This window comes from Arthrobacter zhaoxinii (assembly GCF_025244925.1).
Lineage (GTDB): Bacteria > Actinomycetota > Actinomycetes > Actinomycetales > Micrococcaceae > Arthrobacter_B > Arthrobacter_B zhaoxinii.
The window spans coordinates 3,022,687-3,040,470 of record NZ_CP104275.1 but is presented as its reverse complement, the minus strand read 5'-3'; the positions used below and the strand labels follow the sequence as shown (position 1 = coordinate 3,040,470).

Genomic DNA, 17,784 nt, shown 5'->3' with positions numbered 1-17,784 from the left:
TTCGGACGCCAGTTCTGCAGGAGTTCCGGGCCGCCAAGGGATTACGAAAGGTTTGCGTTGCGTAATAGGGGAGAACCTGGGATAACGTTATTTTTGGATCCGCGACCGCCGGGTCCGTTCCGTTCGTTTACGTGATCCAAGGAGCCCCACATGGCCCTGTCCCGGATGCGCCGCGCTGCCGCCGCTGCCGCCGTCGCCGTTCTGTCCCTCTCCGCCTGCTCCACCGGAGCCGCGGGTGAAAATGAAACCTCAGGCAGTGCTGCCGCCGCTGAAGACCAGTTCCCCGTCACCATTGAGCATGCCTTCGGCGAGACCATCATCGAGGGCGTGCCGGAGCGCGTCGCCGCTGTCGCCTGGGCCAATGCCGAAACCGCCCTCGCCCTGGATGTGGTTCCCGTGGGGATGCCGCTGATCGAATTCGGCGGCAATGACCATGGCACCACGCCCTGGATCGACGAGGCACTCGAAGACCTCGACGCGCCCATCGGGTCGGAGAACGCGCCGGCGCAGTACTCCGAGACTGACGGGATTGCCTTCGACGACGTCGCAGCCACCAATCCCGACGTCATCCTCGCCGCGTACTCCGGCCTGTCGCAGGAGGACTACGACAAGCTGAGCAAGATCGCCCCCGTGGTCGCCTACCCCGAGACTGCCTACGGCACGTCCTGGCAGGACACCACCACCATGATCGGTGAGGCCCTGGGCAAGAGCGACGAAGCGGAGCAGCTGGTGGCGGACACCGAGCAGGCCATCACCGACAAGGCTGCCGAATACCCGCAGCTCGAGGGCAAGTCCTTCATCTACGGCAACCTCGCCCCGGGTGCGGAGAATTCCGTCTACACCGCCCTGGACAACCGGCCCAAGTTCATTGAATCCCTCGGCCTCACCATGGCGCCGGTGGTAGCGGAGAACACCAAGGGAGACGAGTTCTACATCCCGTGGTCGGATGAAAACCTCGACCAGCTGGATTCCGACATCTTTGTCAGCTGGGTGGCGAGCGAAGAGGTTGCTGACAGCATCGCCTCCGATCCGCTGCTGGGGCAGATCCCCGCTGTGAAGAACGGCGGCCTCGTGGCCGACGCCGACCCGACGCGCGTCTTCTCCACCTCGGCCATCAACGTGCTCAGCATTCCCTACGCCCTGGACAACGTGGTGCCGATGATCGCCGACGCGGCCACGGCAGCCGACGACGCCAAGTAGGACCCCGATTTCTCTGCCTTCTCCGGAAGGCGCAGTGGACACCCCGGATTCCGTCCGGGGTGTCCGCTGTTTAACCGCCCGGCGGGCCGGCTCCGCACGGTCCGCCGCGAGACCTGATTGGACAGCCACCCACCGCTGTTTGCAATGATCGAAGGTATGGAAGACCTGCTTTCCCTTGCCGTCAGCTTCAAACCGCTCTTTGCCGTCCTGGTGGCTGTGGGTATTGCCCTCGTCCTGGCCCGGATCCTGCGGGATGTGGTCCATCGGGCATTCCGGAAGATTCCGGGCATCCGGGAGATCACCGTGAAGGCCCGGAATCCGCTGCGGCTGGGCCTCTCGCTGATCGGTGCGAGAATCGCCCTGGGAGCCACCGCAGCCGGTTCCTCCTGGCTGCCGGCGGTGGACTACGTGCTGGTGCTGGGGCTGATCGGCGCCGTGGCGTGGCTGGCGGTGGTGCTCCTGCTGATCATCGAGGCCATGGTCCTCACGAAGTACAGCACCGATACGCGGGACAACCGCAGGCTCCGCCGGCTCAAGACCCAGGTTATCCTGGGGAGGCGGGTCGGCGTTGCCGTCCTGATCAGCCTCGCCGTGGCCTGCGTGCTGCTGACCATTCCCGAGGTCCGCGCCCTGGGCGCCGGCATCCTCGCCTCCGCCGGTGTGCTGTCCATCGTGGCCGGCCTCGCCGTGCAGGGCACCCTGACCAACGTCTTTGCCGGCATGCAGCTGGCCTTCACCGACGCGATCCGGGTGGACGACGTCGTTGTGGTGGAAGGCGAGTGGGGCACCATCGAGGAAATCACCATGACTTACGTGGTACTGCATATCTGGGATGACCGGCGCCTGATCCTGCCCTCCACCTACTTCACCACCACTCCGTTCCAGAACTGGACCCGCCGCCAGTCGGACATCCTGGGCACGGTGGAACTGGACCTGGACTGGCGCGTCCCGGTCGGGGAGCTGCGCACCCTACTGAAACAGATCCTGGCCGACACCGACCTGTGGGACCAGCGGACCGGCGTCCTGCAGGTGACGGAAGCGGTGAAGGGAATGGTGCGGATCCGCATTCTCGTGAGCGCGGTGGACAGCGGCACCCTCTTCGACCTGCGCTGCCTCATCCGCGAGACCATGGTGAGCCACCTCCAGGAATGGCACCCGGAAGCACTGCCGCGCCAGCGCTGGGAGGAAGTCCGCCAGCCCGCCCGCGAGGCACACCGCGGCCCGCGCACTGCGCCGCAGCCGCGCAGCGAGGACACCAGCGACTCCCAGTTGTTCACCGGCACCCTGGATGCGGTGGGACGCCGGGCGAATTTCTCCGGCCCCGGCGAGGACGTCTTCGCCGAACGGGAAGAACACGCCGACGGCGACGGGCGCCGCTGACTTGCCGGTCCCCGCGGAACGGCACCCCCGAGGTGTTGACAGGAGGCGCTGCGCAGGGCGGGAATAAGAACCCCGGCAGTTCGGTCGGGCCCGGCGAAGGGATGACAAGATGGCCGATGCCTTTGTGCTCCACGAAATCCAGGGCTCCAGCGTCTGGGCCAACGACGGCGAGCGGCTGGGCCTGGTGGGGGAAGTGCACCTGGACCGGAAGACCGGAGAGCCCGTATGGATCACCGTTGACCTCGGCTTGATCGCGGCCGAGGAACACTATGTTCCCCTGATCAGTTCCCGCCGCAACGGGCAGGACATCTTCGTGAACTATTCCAAAGACCAGGTAGCGCACTCACCCGGAGCCAATCCGGAAAATCCGCTCAGCCCCGGTGAAGAGAGCATCCTGATGGACTACTACGGCCTGCGCTGAAGTGCTCGGCCCGGGTGCATTAGCGGCATCTCTTTGTTGGTAAGAACGCTTACTAATAGCATGGGGGCAGAACATTCATCCAGCAGGAGGCCGCAGTGGCGCAGGAAACGAACAGCAAAGCCGAGACAGCACCCAGTCCGGACGACGCACGCAAGCCGGATAAACCCACCGAGGTTTCCAAACCCAACTGGAAATACATCCTCAAGAAGACCGTCCGCGAGTTTTCCAAGGACCAGTGCACCGACCTGGCCGCAGCACTGACCTACTACACAGTCCTGGCGATCTTCCCGGCACTGCTGGCCATGGTCTCCATTCTGGGGGTCGTGGGACAGGGCGAAAGCACCACCAATGCCCTGCTGGAATTCGTTAAGCAGTTTGCACCCGAAGACGCCGCCAAGGTCATTCAGGGACCCATCGAGCAGCTGACCTCCTCCAGCGCTGCCGGCCTCACGCTGATCATTGGTATCGTAGGCGCCCTCTGGTCCGCCTCCGGCTTCGTGAAGGCGTTTGGTCGTTCACTGAACCGGATTTACGAAGTTGAGGAAGGCCGACCCGCCTGGAAGCTGCTTCCCACGCAGCTGCTCGTGACCCTGATCCTGGTCCTGATGGCGGCCGCACTGCTGCTGATGCTGGTGATTTCCGGCCCGATCGCCGAAGCCATCGGCAATGTCATCGGTCTGGGCAGTGAAGCGGTAACCATCTGGAACATCGCCAAGTGGCCGGTCATGGTGATCTTCGCCGTGCTGATCATCGCAGTCCTCTACTACGCCACCCCGAACGTCAAGCAGCCCAAGTTCCGCTGGATGAGCATGGGCTCGCTGATTGCCCTCGTGATCCTGGCGATCGTGACCCTTGGCTTCAGCTTCTACGTCGCAAACTTCGGCAACTACAACGCCACTTACGGCGCCATTGGCGGCGTTATCGTCCTGCTGCTGTGGATCTGGCTGGCCAACGTTTCCCTGCTCTTCGGCGCAGAGTTCGACGCCGAGGTGGAGCGCGGCCGCGAACTCCAGGCAGGCATTCAGGCCGAGGAATCCGTGCAGCTTCCCCCGCGTGACACCCGCCAGACGGAGAAGCGCCAGGAGCAGGAAGAGAAGGATATTGAGGAAGGCCGGAAGCTGCGCCAGCAGCACGCCGGCAAGGACTATGACGACCACCTGCACGAGTAGCCGTTAGCGCACTGTAAAGCCGCGCACGCAGAAGCGTCCCGGACCATCTGGTCCGGGGCGCTTCTGCGTGCGGGTGATGCTGCCGGGTGTCCCGGATCGAGAGTGCAGTAGTTACCGTTTTCCAGCCCGAAAACGGTAACTACTGCTGTTTCGATTCCTCCGGGGGCTCGCCGGCCGCCTACTTTTCCGGTGCGGTGTTCTCCGGAGCCTTTCGGCCGCGGTGGCCCTTGGCACCGAGGTTCCTGCCCTTGGCCAGGAACCGGGCTCCGAACAGCAGCAGCCCGATAAGCATCAGGGCGCCGGCCCGCAGCCAGACCGTGCCATCCTGCTGGGTCAGGAGCAGCAGGCAGGACGCGATGGCCAGATACGGCACCACGATCGGGGCCTTAAAGTGCTTTTCCTCCACCTTGTCCCTGCGCAGCACAATCACTGCGAGGTTGGTGCTCAGGAAAACGAAGAGCAGCAGGAGGACCACGGTCTCGGCCAGCGACGCCAGTCCGCCGGTCATGGTCAGGATCATGGCGACGGCGGTGGTGGCGATGATGGCCACCCAAGGGGTCTTCCGGTGGGGCAGCACCCGTCCGAAGACGGCGGGAAGCAGGCCCTGTTCTGACATTCCGTAGGTCAGCCGCGAGGACATGATCATGGTCAGGAGGGCGCCGTTGGCCACGGCCACCAGGGCCACCAGGCTGAAGAGCCAGTCCGGAACGCCGAACCCGGTGGCGCTGACGACGTCGAGCAGCGGACCCGAGGACCCGGCGAGGTCCTCAGTGGGCAGCGCAATGGATGCGGCCAGCCCGATCAGGATGTACACGAGGCCGGCGGTGAGCATGGCGCCGAAAATGGCCTTCGGGTACACCCGGCGGACGTCGCGGACTTCCTCGGCAATATTGGCCGACACCTCGAACCCCACGAAGGAGTAGTAGGCGATCACCGATGCGGCGAGGACCGCCGTGCCCGGATTCACGCCTACCGGGAACTGGGTGATCTGTTCCGTGAAGCCTTCACCCTTGCCCAGCATGAGGCCAACCAGCACGATCACCAGAACCAGGCCGGAAAGCTCAATCACGGTCATGACCACGTTGCTGCGTACCGATTCGGAGATGCCGCGGGCGTTCAGCAGTGCCACCAGCAGCAGGAAGACAATGGCCGCGGGGACCGGAGGGACATCCAGGAACGGGCTGAGGTAGTCGCCCGTGAAGGCCAGCGCCAGGCCCGCAGCACTCGTTACGCCGGCCGCGAGCATCGCGAAACCGACCAGGAACGAGATTGCCGGCACCTTGAAGGCGCGCTGGGCGAACACCGCCGCACCGCCGGCCTTCGGATACTTGGTTACGAGCTCGGCATAGGAGGCGGCGGTCAGCAGCGCGAGCAGCAGGGCAACCAACAGCGGCACCCAGATGGCACCGCCGACCTCACCCGAGACCTCGCCCACCAGCGCGTAGATACCCGCACCGAGCACGTCGCCGAGAATGAACAAATACAGCATGGGCCCGGTGATGCCCTGCTTGAGTTTGGAGGCAGGCTTTTCCTGCGTGGTTTCTTCCATAGGGAAAAGTTTAGACAAGATAGTAAGAATGCTGATGATTCCTCCTCGGTCCTGTAAAAATTACCTATGACCAGTTCTGAATCTGCACCAACAGCTCCCGAATACGACGTAGTTATTGTGGGCGGCGGCATGGCCGGGCTCACTGCCGCACTGGTCCTGGGACGGGCGCGCCGCCGGGTGGTGGTGCTCGACGCCGGGACTCCGCGCAACGCCCCCGCCGGCCATGTCCACGGCTTCCCCACCCGCGACGGCATGCCCCCGGCGGAACTCCTCGCCCTCGCCCGTGCCGAGGTCCGCGGCTACGGCGTCGACCTCGTGGAGGCGACGGTCGCCGCCGTGGAGCCCTCCGGCACGGTCCGGACGGGCGACGGCCGGGAATTCCGGGGACGTCAGCTGATCCTCGCCACCGGACTGCGGGACGTCCTGCCGGACATTGAGGGCCTGCGTGCCCGCTGGGGCCGCGACGTGCTGCAGTGCCCCTACTGCCACGGCTACGAAACGGCGGACAAAGTGCTGGCCGTGCTGGGCACGGAGGAAACCTCCATCCAGCAGGCACAGCTGGTCCGCACCTTCTCCGCTGACGTGGTGCTGGTTCTGCACGCCGACATTTCCCTCAGTGACGAGGACGCCAACGGCCTGGCCGCGATGGGCATCCGCGTCCTGGCGGGCAAGGTGGCGGAACTGAGTGTCGAAAACGATGCCCTGGCCGGCCTTGTGCTGGCCGACGGGCGGACCGTTCCCTGCGAGGCCCTGTTCCTGGAACCGGCCGCGGAGATGGACAAGGGCCTGACCCGGCACCTTGAAGTGGATGACGACGGCTGTATTGTCACCGACGGGCTGGGGCGTACCAGCCAGGAGCGGATCTGGGCCGTGGGCAACGCCACCGATCCCTCCGCGCAGGTTGTCGCCGCGGCGGGGGATGCGTACCGCCTGGCGGTAGTGGTCAACGCCAAGCTGCTCGAAGAAGACCTGGGGCTGGCCGTGGCCTCCGCAGGGGAGAACCCGATGGCAGGCATGGTGGAAGCCGCAGCGCTCAAGGAAGCGGTCTAGGGAGCCGGCCGGCCGAGCCGCCGGAGCGGAGTGACCCGGCTGGTCGCCCCGGCGGCTTCCCCGCGCCGCTAGCGGCGGCGCGGGCTCCAGGGGGCGAGCAGCGGAGAGCCGGCCACGCCGTCGCCGGAGCTCATTCCGTCCAGCACATACTTCAGGGATTCCAGCGAGGTGCGGCGCGGCTGCCAGCCCAGGACTTCCCGCGCGCGGGTGGTGTCCATGACGGGAGCACCGGCGGCCATGTCGATCCAGCCCGGGTCGGTGGCCTGCAGATGGGCTGCCCACGTCAGCCCGACGACGGCGCGCACCAGCTTCACCGGCACGTTCAGGACCCGCTTGGCGCCCAGCACCCCGGCGAGCAGTTCCGGGGTGATGATCGGATCGGCGGCAATGTTGAACGCGCCCTCGGCCCGCTGGTCCACCACCCGCCAGTAGGCGTCGGCAATGTCATCGGCATGGACCGCCTGGAAAACAAACTCGGCGGGCAGCGGAAGCAGCGGCAGCGGAAGCTTGTTGAGGACGGACTTGGGGATCACCCGGCCCACGAAATAGTTGCCGATCTCGCTACCGGCGTCGGAGGAGAGAATCAGGCCCGGGCGCAGGCGGGCCACCGCGATCTCCGGGTATTCCAGTTCGAACCGGTCCAGCAGGGCCTCCTGTTCACCCTTGTGCCGGCTGTAGTGCGAGCTGGCAATGCCGCGGGCCGGCCAGGACTCGTCCGTCAGGCGGTCCTTCGGTGCCGGGCTGTACGCGCCCACCGAGGAGGCACAGACAAACTGGCGCACCCCCGCTGCGGCCGCGGCAGCGAGCGCGTTTTCCGTGCCTTGGACGTTGACGCGGTGCAGCTCGGCTTCGTCGCGGTTGGGCTGGATCAGCCAGGCGAGATGGATCACCGCATCGGTTCCGCGGAGTGCCTCGGTCAGTTTGCCGACGCTCCCGGTATCGCCGACGTCGACGCTGTGCCACTCGACGTTGGTGTACGGCGGCAGCGAGGTGTCGGGGATCCGGCGGGCAATACCCACCACCTCCAGGTCGGCGCGCTCACTGCGGGCAGCGGCGAGGCGGCGCAGAACGGCCGTCCCCACGTTTCCGGTTGCTCCGATAACGGCTACTCGCATGGTCCAGGTCCTTCCGTTGCACTGCTGCCGGCATTCGCCTTCGACTCTACCGCCGCACTCTCTTTACGGCAGCCTTTGAGCAGCCGGCGGGTAGCCCGGAACGGAGGTGGAAAAGGGCTAATCTGGTGGGCATGACCACTGAAGGAACAGCGCAGGCGAACAGCTCCGGAGACCACAGCACCAAGGGCTCCTATGTGACCGGCGGGACCGAATACACCCGGGACACGAACTACATCGAAACCCGGATCACCCGTGACGGCCGCGACGGCTACCCCGTGGAGGCGGGCCGCTACCGGCTGGTGGCTGCGCGCGCCTGCCCGTGGGCCAACCGGACCATCATTGTCCGCCGGCTCCTCGGGCTGGAGGACGCCATTTCGCTGGGCCTGCCCGGACCCACCCACGACGCCCGCAGCTGGACCTTCGACCTGGATCCGGACGGGCGGGACCCGGTACTGGGCATCGAGCGGCTGCAGGAGGCCTTCTTTAAGCGGGTCCCCGGCTATCAGCGCGGGATTACTGTCCCGGCCGTCGTCGACATTCCGACAGGTGCCGTGGTGACCAACAACTTCCCGCAGATCACCCTGGATTTCTCCACGGAGTGGAAGGAGTTCCACCGCGAGGGCGCGCCGGACCTGCTGCCGGCGGAGCACCTGGAGGAAATGGAGCAGGTCAACAAGCGGATCTTTACCGAAGTGAACAACGGGGTGTACCGGTGCGGGTTCGCCGGCTCCCAGGAGGCCTACAACGCCGCCTATGACCGCCTCTGGACCGCCATGGACTGGCTGGAGGAGCGGCTCTCGAAGCAGCGCTACCTGATCGGGGACACCATCACCGAGGCGGATGTGCGGCTGTTCACCACCCTGGTGCGCTTCGACCCGGTCTACCACGGACACTTCAAGTGCAACCGGAACAAGCTCACCGAAATGCCTGCCCTCTGGGGGTACGCGCGCGACCTGTTCCAGACACCGGGCTTCGGGGACACCGTGGACTTCGAGCAGATTAAGGCGCACTACTACGTAGTCCACGAGGACATAAACCCCACCGGGATTGTTCCTCAGGGTCCTGATGTGGCCAACTGGCTGTCCGGGCACGGCCGGGAGGAGCTTGGTGGCAGGCCTTTCGGGAACGGAACCGCCCCCGGGCCGGTCCGCGAATCGGAGCGCGTGGCCCCGGGGCACGGCGCCGGAAACTAAGCAGGGGGCACCAGCCCTAATACGCAACATAAACGTTTCTTAAAGGCCCGGACCATAGGCTAGCCTTACTTAAGAAATTGCCTGTTGCCCAAGGGAGGTGCCTACGTGAGTGTTGCCGCACGCCCGTCAGGCGTTTCCCGACCGGACGCCCCGGCGGATCCCGAAGCCCCCGGCACCCGGCGGCGTGCGGGCCTTCTCCTCCTGACCATGCTGGTGCTGGCTCTTGCCTGCGCCGCCTCCGTGGCCATCGGCGCCCGGCCGGTTGCCCCAGGCACCGTCTGGGACGCCTTCACCGATTTCGATCCTGCCAACGGGGACCACGCGGTTGTCCTTTCACGTGTGCCCCGCACCGTCCTGGGCCTGCTCGCGGGTGCGGCCCTGGGCCTCGCCGGCGCGGCAATGCAGGGTGTCGCCCGCAATCCGCTGGCGGACCCGGGCATCCTGGGCGTCAACGCCGGTGCCGCATTTGCCGTGGTGCTGGGCATTTATGTTTTCGGCGTCACCCGCCTCACCGGCTACGTCTGGTTCGCCCTTGCCGGCGCCGCGCTGGCCGCCGTCGTGGTGTACCTGGTCGCGAGCCTCGGCAGGGAAGGCGCCACACCGGTCAAGCTGGCCCTGGCCGGCGCCGCACTGAGCGCCGGGCTGATGTCCCTGCTCAGTGCCGTGCTGGTCTCCAGCCAGCAGACCCTGGACACCTTCCGGTTCTGGCAGGTGGGCAGCGTGTCCGGCCGCGACTGGGACACCATCGTTGCGGTACTGCCGTTCCTGGCTGTCGGTGCCCTGATCTCTGTCAGCGCCGGACGCGCGCTGAACGGCCTCAGCCTGGGTGACGACGTGGCCCGCGGGCTCGGCCAGCGCGTCGGGCTCAGCCGGGGGATCACTGCGCTGGGTGTGGTCCTGCTGTGCGGGGCGGCCACCGCCGCCGCCGGCCCCATCGCGTTCATCGGCCTGGTCATCCCGCACGTGGTGCGCAGTTTCACCGGCCCGGATTACCGCTGGATTCTGCCCTTCTCCATGCTCCTCGCCCCGGCGCTGCTGGTCAGTGCGGACGTGGCGGGACGGGTCCTGCTGCCGCCGGGGGAGATTCCCGTCGGCGTCACCACCGCCGTGATCGGCGCCCCGGTGTTCATCTGGCTGGTGCGCCGGCGGAAGCTGGCCGAGCTATGAACGCCGTCGTCGAGACTCCCCGCACCGCCCCCGCCGGTGCCGCCGACGCCGTCCGGGCCGCCCGGAAACTGGGACGACGACGCCGGGTGCTGACGCCGGCGCTGCTGGCCGCCGCAGTGCTGGTGCTCTTTGCGGTTTACGTGTTGCTCGGGACCTATACCTTCACCGTTCCGGACTTCTTCCGGATCCTCTTCGGTGAGCAGATTCCCGGCGCCACCTACATCCTGATGGAGAGCAAACTCCCGCGGGCCGTGATCGGCACCCTGATCGGGGTCGGCTTCGGTATTGCCGGCGCCGTCTTCCAGACACTGCTGCGCAACCCCCTGGCCAGCCCGGACATCATCGGCATCAGCTACGGTGCCAGCGCCAGCGCAGTCTGCGCCATCGTGCTGTTCGGCGCAGCCGGAACCACCGTGTCCATCGCCGCCCTCGCAGGCGCCCTGCTGGTGGCCCTGGCCATCTACCTGCTTTCCCGCCGCGGCGGTGTGGCCGGATACCGGCTGGTGCTGGTGGGCATCGGCTTTGCCGCCGTTATGCAGGCCCTGGTCAACTTCCTGCTGACTCGAACGGACATCCGGACCGCGTCCGAAGCGCTCGTGTGGCTCAACGGCTCCCTGAACAACAGCAGCTGGGACCGGGCCGCCGTCCTGGCAGTATTCCTGCTGGTGCTCCTCCCCGCCGCGGCCGTGCTCTCCCGCACCCTGCGCGGACTGGAACTGGGCGACGACGCCGCCGCGGGCCTGGGCATCCGGGTGGAAACCGCCCGGCTGGCCCTGATCATTGTGGCCGTCGGCCTGGCCGCCGCCGCGACTGCCGCTGCGGGTCCGGTGGCTTTCATCGCGTTCCTCTCCGGTCCGATCGCCCGGCGGCTGATGCACGGGGAGGCCACCCTGCTCACCGCCGGCCTGGTGGGCGCCTGCATTGTCCTTGCGGCGGATTTCGTCGGCGCCAACCTCATCCCTGGCGTCACCCTGCCGGTGGGCGTCGTGACCGGCGCCCTCGGGGCACCTTTTCTTCTGTGGCTGCTGGTCACGTCAAACCGCGTAGGCCAAGGAGGCTGACATGGAGAACCTGCTTTCCGCTGAAAAGCTGGAGCTCGGATACGACGAGCGCAAAGTGGTGGACTCGCTCTCGCTTACCCTGCCCGCGGGCAGGATCACGATCATTGTCGGCGCCAACGCGTGCGGAAAGTCCACGCTGCTGCGGGGCCTGGCCCGGCTGCTGAAGCCGGCCGGAGGCACCGTCTACCTCAACGGCAAGGACATCTCCTCAGTGCCCAGCCGGCAGGTGGCCCGCACACTGGGGCTGCTTCCGCAGACACCCACGGCACCCGAAGGGATCACCGTGGCGGACCTGGTGGGCCGCGGCCGCTACCCGCACCAGGGCTGGTTCCGGCAGTGGACAGCCGCCGACGACGAAGCCGTTGCCGCCGCACTGGCAGCCACCGATACCGTGGACCTGGCCGGGCGGAACGTGGACGAACTTTCCGGCGGCCAGCGCCAGCGGGTCTGGATCGCCATGGCCCTGGCCCAGGAGACGGACATCCTGCTGCTGGATGAGCCCACCACGTTCCTGGACGTCACCCACCAGATCGAGGTCCTGGACCTGATCACCGACTTGAACCGGCGTGCCGGCACCACCGTGGCCATTGTCCTGCATGACCTGAACCTGGCCGCCCGCTACGCGGACCACCTGGTGGCCATGAAGGACGGACGGATTGCCGCAGAAGGCGCCCCGGCCGACGTCGTCACCGAAGAACTGGTCAGCACGGTCTTCGGGCTGGCCTCCCGTGTCATTCCGGATCCGGTCTCCGGCACCCCGATGGTCATCCCGCTCGGACGCCACCACAGCGCCGCACCGGAACCGGAAGCAGAGCCGGAACCGGAAAAGCCCTCTGGCTACCTGCCCAACCCGGGGGACGGCCAGCGTCGATCCGGCATCAACGAGCCCATGGAGGCCGCATCATGACGCACGTCCGCTCCGTAAACGGCGCAGCTGCCGCTTCCGTCGACCCCGCCGGCACTGCGTCCGCGCGCCCGGCCCGCCGGGTACGCAGCACCGCCGCCGTGATGTCCTTCGACGTCGAGGTCAAGCGGATTGTCCGGCTGGGTGCCAACTTCCAGCGCATCACCTTCGCCGGAGCCTGCCTGGCCGATTTCGGTGTGCAGGGACAGACCCACGACCTGCGGATCAAGGTGATCGTGCCCTGCGTCGACGCCGACGGCACCTCCCTGCCGCTTCCGGACCTGTCCACGCTCGACGCCGGCTGGTACCAGGACTGGCTGAAACTGGACCCGGCCACACGCGGATGCATGCGCACCTATACCGTCCGCGGTGCCCGCTGCTCCGGGCCGGAACCCGAAATCGACGTCGACTTCGTCCTCCACTTCGACGAGGACGGCAAGGGCGGGCCGGCCTCCAGCTGGGCCGCCGCCGCGGTTCCGGGGGACCGGGTTTGCGTCATTGGCCCCAACGTTGCCCAGTGCGTCACCGCCGAATCCTACGGCGGCATCGAATGGCGTCCCGGCATGGCCCGGCACGTGCTGCTCGCCGGGGATGAAACGGCTGTTCCGGCGATCACCGCGATCCTGGAATCACTGCCGGAAGACGTGACCGGCCACGCCCTGATGGAGATCCCCTCCAGCGGGGACCGCCAGGAAGTCCGCACCGACTCCGGCGTGCAGATGATCTGGCTCGCCCGCGGCGCCCGGCCCCACGGCGAACTGCTCGACGCCGCGGTGCGCCAGGTCGTCGCGCTGCCCGGCTGGGCATCAGTGGAGACCGCCGACGGTGCCCCGTTCCGTCCCAGCCCGACCCTGCGGGAACCCGAGGAAGTCAACGTGGACGAAGCCATCCTCTGGGAAACCCCGCAGCGGCTGGATCCGGCAGTGGTGGAAGCTTCACGGAACCCGCATGCGCCGTCGGGAGCGCTTCCCTTCTACGCCTGGATTGCCGGTGAAGCCGCCGTGGTGCGCGGCCTGCGCCGCTACCTGGTGCGCGACGTCGGGATTGACCGCAAGCAGGTGGCCTTTATGGGCTACTGGCGCAAGGGCCGTGCCGAGCTGTCCTAACCGCTCCGGCCCCAAGTTTTTGTTATGACCGGCCCGCCGTACGGCGGGCCGGTCCCCTCTGAAAGGAACACCATGAAAAGAGCTCCGCTCGCCGCCCTGCTGGCCGTCCCGGCAGTCCTGCTGGCCCTAAGCGGCTGCGGTGCCGATGCCGCAGACAGCGCGGCATCCGATTCGACCGGGGAAGCTGCGGAGCAGTTCCCGGTAACCATCGAATCGGCACTGGGAGAGGCCACCATTGAGCAGAAGCCTCAGCGCGTGGTCACCCTCGGGTGGGGTTCGGCCGACACCGCCGTCGCGCTGGGCACCACGCCGGTGGGCGTCGAAGAGGTCACCTGGGGCAATGACGAGCACGGCAACTACCCGTGGGTGAGCGAAGCCATCGAGGAACGCGGAGACGATTTCCCCGCCACGTTCACCGGCGGACAGGACATCGACATCGACGCCATTGTGGCACTGGAACCGGACCTGATCCTGGCCCCGAACTCCGGCATCACCCAGGAGGACTTCGACATCCTCAACGACCTCGCCCCCACCGTTGCCTACCCGGAAAAGGCCTGGAACATCGACTGGGATGACCACATTTCGGTGATCGGCAAGGCGCTGGGCGAGCCGGAGGCAGCAGAGGAAGCAGTTGCCGGCGTCGAGCAGGCATTGGCCGACAGCGCAGCCGAGCACCCTGAGTTTGAGGGCAAGACCTTCGCCTACGTCTGGGGCGGCGGCGCCCCGGGTTCCCTGGTGCTGTACAACGAGGGTGACGCGCGGGTGGATATCCTCACCGCGCTGGGGATGACCGTGGATCCGGCAGTTAAGGACATTCCCTCGAGTGAAGGCAGCTTCACCTCGGAGCTGGGGCTCGAAAACGCAGCCAAGCTGACGGACGTCGATGTCCTGTTCACCTGGTACAACGACGAAGCAGAGCAGCAGCGTACGGAAGAGCAGCGCCTCTTCGCGCAGATTCCCGCCGTGGAACGCGGCTCCGTGGTGCGTAACCTTGACCGCCAGGTCGGCATGGCTTCCAGCTTCCTGACCCCGCTGAGCGTCCCGTGGGTCCTGGACCGGTTTGAGCCGATGATCGAAGAAGCAGTTGCCAAGGTCGACTAGTTCGGCGCCTGCTGAGGTTCCGGCGCGAGCCGGACACCCGGGAGCGGCCGGTGCGGATGCACCGGCCGCTCCTCGGCGTTCACTGCTGAGCGCCGGACGGGGGACCGCACTGCTGGCCGCGGGCCTGGGAGTGCTGCTCCTCGCCGTGGTGACCAGCCTGGCCGTCGGTGCCCATCAACTGAACCCCGCGGAGGTTGCAGCGTCACTGTGGACGGAAATCACCGGCACGGGCAGCACCTACGCCGACGACGTGGTGGCCAGCCGCGTGCCGCGGACCGTCCTTGGCCTCATCGCCGGTGCGGCCCTGGCCGTGGCCGGAGTCATCATGCAGGGCCTGACCCGGAACCCGCTGGCCGATCCCGGCATCCTCGGCGTGAACGCCGGTGCCGCCGCGGCCCTGGTCACCGGGATGGCCTTTTTCGGTCTCAGCGCCACAAGCGCGAATGTCTGGGTTGCCCTCCCCGGCGCCCTGCTCACCGTGCTGGTGGTGTATGGACTTGCCTCGGGCCGACGCGGTTCCACGCCCGTGCGTCTGGTCCTGGCCGGCACGGTGATTTCCGCGGTGCTGATGTCCTTCATCCAGGCCATTGCCCTGACCCGGCCCGAGGTGTTCACCATGTACCGGTTCTGGGCCGTCGGTTCCCTGAGCGGACGGACCATGGAGCAGGCCTACGATGTCCTGCCGTTCTTCCTGGTGGGACTGGCTGCGGCACTCGCCACCGGACGCTCCCTGAACGCCCTGGCGCTGGGGGAGGAGGCTGCAGCTTCGCTGGGCCTGCGGCCGCAGACGGCCAAGATCACCGGCGCACTCGCCGCTGCAGTGCTCTGTGCTTCGGCGACCGCCGCCGTCGGACCCATCGGCTTCGTGGGCCTGGCCGTGCCGCACATTGTGCGCAGCTTCACCGGACCGGATCACCGCTGGCTGCTGGTCCTGAGCGCCGTCGTCGGCCCGGCCCTGCTGCTTTTTGCCGACGTCGCCGGCCGCCTGGTGGCCCAGCCCGGTGAAGTGCTCACCGGCGTTATCACCGCCCTCCTGGGCGCACCGCTGCTGATCCTGGCCGTCCGCCGGATGCGGGCCGTGGCATGAGCGGCGCCCGCACCGATTCCGGGTCCCGTCCCGCATCGCAGACCCGCACCGCCCGAATCGGGAAGAACATCAGTTTCCGCTACCGCAGGCGCAGCGTTGCAACCACCCTCCTTCTTACCGCCGCACTGATCCTGGTGGGGGCATTCACCCTGACCGCCGGTGACCTGGGACTGAGCTGGGGCGAGTTGTTCGGACTCGCCGTGTCGCCGCCGGAGGGAAGCGCCTCCTTTGTGCTCGAACGGCTGCGCGGCCCCCGGTTCCTGACCGCCGTGGGCGCAGGTATCGCGTTCGGTGTGGCCGGATCCCTGTTCCAGACCGTGACCCGCAACCCGCTCGGAAGCCCGGAGGTGGTGGGGCTGACCAGCGGAGCGGCTGCCGGAGCCGCCGCGACGACACTTTGGCCGGGCTATCTCCCCGTGCCGGTTGCCGCCGTCCTGGGCGGGGGCATAGCAGTGGGACTGGTCTGGCTCAGCACCGGCCGCGGTTTCGCGCGGCCCGGGAAGCTGATTGTGGCAGGCATCGGCATTTCCGCCGTAGCGACCGCCCTGACCTCACTGGCCATGACAACCGTGGGGGAGAAGCAGGCACAGACCCTCGCCTTCTACCTCAACGGATCCCTGGCCTCCCGGTCCTGGTCCCATGTGGTGACCATCGCCGTCGCACTGGTCCTGGTGCTGCCCGCCGCCGCGGCGCTGCAGCGGCAGTTGAACCTGGTGTCCCTCGGGGACGATATGGCCCAGGCGCTCGGCGTCCGGGTGGTCCGTACCCGTACGATCGCCATCCTCCTGGCCGTGGTGCTGGCCGCCTCGGCCGTCAGCGTCTGCGGCCCCGTGGCTTTCGTTGCCCTCGTTGCCCCGCAGATCGCCCTGCGCCTGCTCGGTGTCTCCTCGCCCGGCGTGGTAGCCCCGGCACTGGTGGGGGCCCTGGTGCTGACCCTCTCCGACTTCACGGTGCAGCAGATCGACATTGGCGCCGCCCTGCCCGTGGGGATCTTCACCGCGGCCCTGGGCAGCGTCTATCTGGGCTACCTGTTGCTCGGGGAGGCACGGAAAGGCGTGCTCTAGCAGGGGCTGCGCCGTGCCCCCGGGGCAGTGCGACGGCGGCCACAGGTGGGCCGGACACCGGTCACCGGGGGAGTTGGCATTGGCCACAAAAGGCGGACGGCGGGCCTGCCGGTTTCTTAACATTGAAAGCGGGCCGGATTGGTGTCCGGCGGACTTCAATGGTCCGGCCGGCACCATCGCATTGATCCGGCTTTCCACTCCCGGTGACCCGGTGAAGCTGCCCGGGACCGGTGTACACGGACGTCAAAACGTCCTGCAATCGCAAAGAGTCCTTGACCAACGCACACTGAGGTGACTGTTGACCGAGCACTTCTTAGAACGACTTCCCCTTGATCTGCGTGCTTCCGCCGAAACCCTGCGGGCCCACGCGAAGACCCTGCGCACCTCCGCCGCAACACTGCGCTCCCGGGCTGCGGACCTGGGTACCCGGGCTGCGGACCTGGGCAGCCGGGCAGGAACGGAGATGGGAGCCTCCGCCAGGAAACTGGGGGCCCGCACCGTAGAGCTGGGTGGCTCCGCCAGGAACTGGATCGAAGAACATGACACCCCCCACCGCCGGACCGGTGCGCTGTCCATTGCAGCCGCCGTCGCTCTCGGCGGGCTCGTTACCGGTGCGGCCGAATCAGTTGAATCGGACCTGCGGATCGAACGTCAGTCGGTGGTCAGCGAACTGTCCACCGCCTCCACCGGGGACGGTCCGGACGGCGGGGATCCGGACGGCGGGGCGCCGGCAGCAGACCCCGCAGCACCCGAACCGGCTCCCGCTGCGGAACCGGCCCCGGAACCCGCTCCTGAACCCGTCGCCGAACCGGTCCAGGGACCGGTGCCGCCCGTGGATGACATGGTGGTCACCTCCCCGTTCGGCTACCGGAACAACCCGCTGGCTCCGGGCGCCCTGGAGTTCCACACCGGGACGGACTTCGGCGCCGTGACCGGGACACCCGTGAAAGCCATGCTCGGCGGGACCGTCACCGAAGCCGGCTGGCACACCACCGGCGGCGGAGGGCTGCGTGTGGTCGTTGACCACGGCGACGGCGTGCAGACCACCTACAACCACCTCAACAGCATTGACGTGAGTGTGGGGCAGGCGGTGGATGCCGGCGCGGTGGTAGGCGGAATCGGCAGCACCGGCAACTCCACCGGACCGCACCTGCACTTCGAGGTGCTGCGGCACGGGGACTACGAGGACCCGATGGGCTGGCTGTAAACGGCCACCG

16 protein-coding genes are annotated in these 17,784 nt (G+C 67.4%); 14 read left to right on the top strand and 2 right to left on the bottom strand.

Features of this window, described 5'->3' with window-relative positions:
- Positions 1-150 precede the first annotated feature (150 nt).
- From N2K95_RS14165 to N2K95_RS14150, 4 genes are all read left to right on the top strand, one after another.
- On the top strand, positions 151-1,200 hold the full coding sequence (locus N2K95_RS14165) for an iron-siderophore ABC transporter substrate-binding protein (RefSeq protein ID WP_260652048.1): 1,050 nt from the start codon (positions 151-153) through the stop codon (positions 1,198-1,200).
- A 156-nt stretch (positions 1,201-1,356) separates the two neighbouring features.
- Positions 1,357-2,580 (top strand): mechanosensitive ion channel family protein, encoded by a 1,224-nt coding sequence (locus N2K95_RS14160; protein WP_260652047.1) that lies wholly within the window; start codon positions 1,357-1,359, stop codon positions 2,578-2,580.
- A 109-nt stretch (positions 2,581-2,689) separates the two neighbouring features.
- Positions 2,690-3,001 carry a PRC-barrel domain-containing protein gene (locus tag N2K95_RS14155; protein ID WP_260652046.1) on the top strand — a complete coding sequence of 104 codons (312 nt, stop codon included), beginning with the start codon at positions 2,690-2,692 and terminating at the stop codon, positions 2,999-3,001.
- 95 nt (positions 3,002-3,096) lie between these two features.
- Entirely contained in the window at positions 3,097-4,170 is a 1,074-nt protein-coding gene (locus N2K95_RS14150; protein ID WP_255790924.1) for a YhjD/YihY/BrkB family envelope integrity protein, read from the top strand.
- A 178-nt stretch (positions 4,171-4,348) separates the two neighbouring features.
- On the opposite strand, the gene N2K95_RS14145 is transcribed toward N2K95_RS14150, so the two are convergent.
- Complete coding sequence (locus tag N2K95_RS14145) at positions 4,349-5,719, bottom strand: APC family permease (RefSeq protein WP_260652045.1); 1,371 nt, start codon at positions 5,717-5,719, stop codon at positions 4,349-4,351.
- A gap of 66 nt (positions 5,720-5,785) precedes the next feature.
- Between N2K95_RS14145 and N2K95_RS14140 the strand changes: the two genes are divergently transcribed.
- Complete coding sequence (locus N2K95_RS14140; protein WP_260652044.1) at positions 5,786-6,769, top strand: NAD(P)/FAD-dependent oxidoreductase; 984 nt, start codon at positions 5,786-5,788, stop codon at positions 6,767-6,769.
- A gap of 68 nt (positions 6,770-6,837) precedes the next feature.
- Here the strand turns inward: N2K95_RS14140 and N2K95_RS14135 are convergent, their stop codons facing one another.
- Entirely contained in the window at positions 6,838-7,884 is a 1,047-nt protein-coding gene (locus N2K95_RS14135) for an NAD-dependent epimerase/dehydratase family protein (protein ID WP_260652043.1), read from the bottom strand.
- Positions 7,885-8,015: 131 nt separating this feature from the next.
- On the opposite strand from N2K95_RS14135, the gene N2K95_RS14130 reads away from it, so the two are divergent.
- The 9 genes from N2K95_RS14130 to N2K95_RS14090 all read left to right on the top strand — a co-directional run bounded on the left by N2K95_RS14130 (position 8,016) and on the right by N2K95_RS14090 (position 17,774).
- Positions 8,016-9,077, top strand: a complete 1,062-nt coding sequence (locus N2K95_RS14130) for a glutathione S-transferase family protein (protein WP_260652042.1) — start codon at positions 8,016-8,018, stop codon at positions 9,075-9,077.
- Positions 9,078-9,182: 105 nt separating this feature from the next.
- A complete protein-coding gene (locus N2K95_RS14125; protein WP_260652041.1) occupies positions 9,183-10,244 on the top strand; it encodes a FecCD family ABC transporter permease in 1,062 nt (353 codons plus the stop codon).
- Entirely contained in the window at positions 10,241-11,305 is a 1,065-nt protein-coding gene (locus N2K95_RS14120) for a FecCD family ABC transporter permease (RefSeq protein ID WP_260652040.1), read from the top strand. Before N2K95_RS14125 ends, N2K95_RS14120 begins: the two co-directional genes overlap by 4 nt.
- A 1-nt stretch (position 11,306) precedes the next feature.
- Entirely contained in the window at positions 11,307-12,212 is a 906-nt protein-coding gene (locus tag N2K95_RS14115) for an ABC transporter ATP-binding protein (protein WP_260652039.1), read from the top strand.
- A gap of 101 nt (positions 12,213-12,313) precedes the next feature.
- Positions 12,314-13,315 carry a siderophore-interacting protein gene (locus N2K95_RS14110; protein ID WP_260653823.1) on the top strand — a complete coding sequence of 334 codons (1,002 nt, stop codon included), beginning with the start codon at positions 12,314-12,316 and terminating at the stop codon, positions 13,313-13,315.
- 72 nt (positions 13,316-13,387) lie between these two features.
- Positions 13,388-14,416: an ABC transporter substrate-binding protein gene (locus N2K95_RS14105; protein WP_260652037.1), complete on the top strand. Its 1,029-nt coding sequence runs from the start codon at positions 13,388-13,390 to the stop codon at positions 14,414-14,416.
- Entirely contained in the window at positions 14,400-15,503 is a 1,104-nt protein-coding gene (locus N2K95_RS14100; RefSeq protein WP_260652036.1) for a FecCD family ABC transporter permease, read from the top strand. Before N2K95_RS14105 ends, N2K95_RS14100 begins: the two co-directional genes overlap by 17 nt.
- Entirely contained in the window at positions 15,500-16,567 is a 1,068-nt protein-coding gene (locus N2K95_RS14095; RefSeq protein WP_260652035.1) for a FecCD family ABC transporter permease, read from the top strand. Before N2K95_RS14100 ends, N2K95_RS14095 begins: the two co-directional genes overlap by 4 nt.
- A gap of 298 nt (positions 16,568-16,865) precedes the next feature.
- Positions 16,866-17,774, top strand: a complete 909-nt coding sequence (locus tag N2K95_RS14090; protein ID WP_260652034.1) for a M23 family metallopeptidase — start codon at positions 16,866-16,868, stop codon at positions 17,772-17,774.
- Positions 17,775-17,784: the final 10 nt, after the last annotated feature.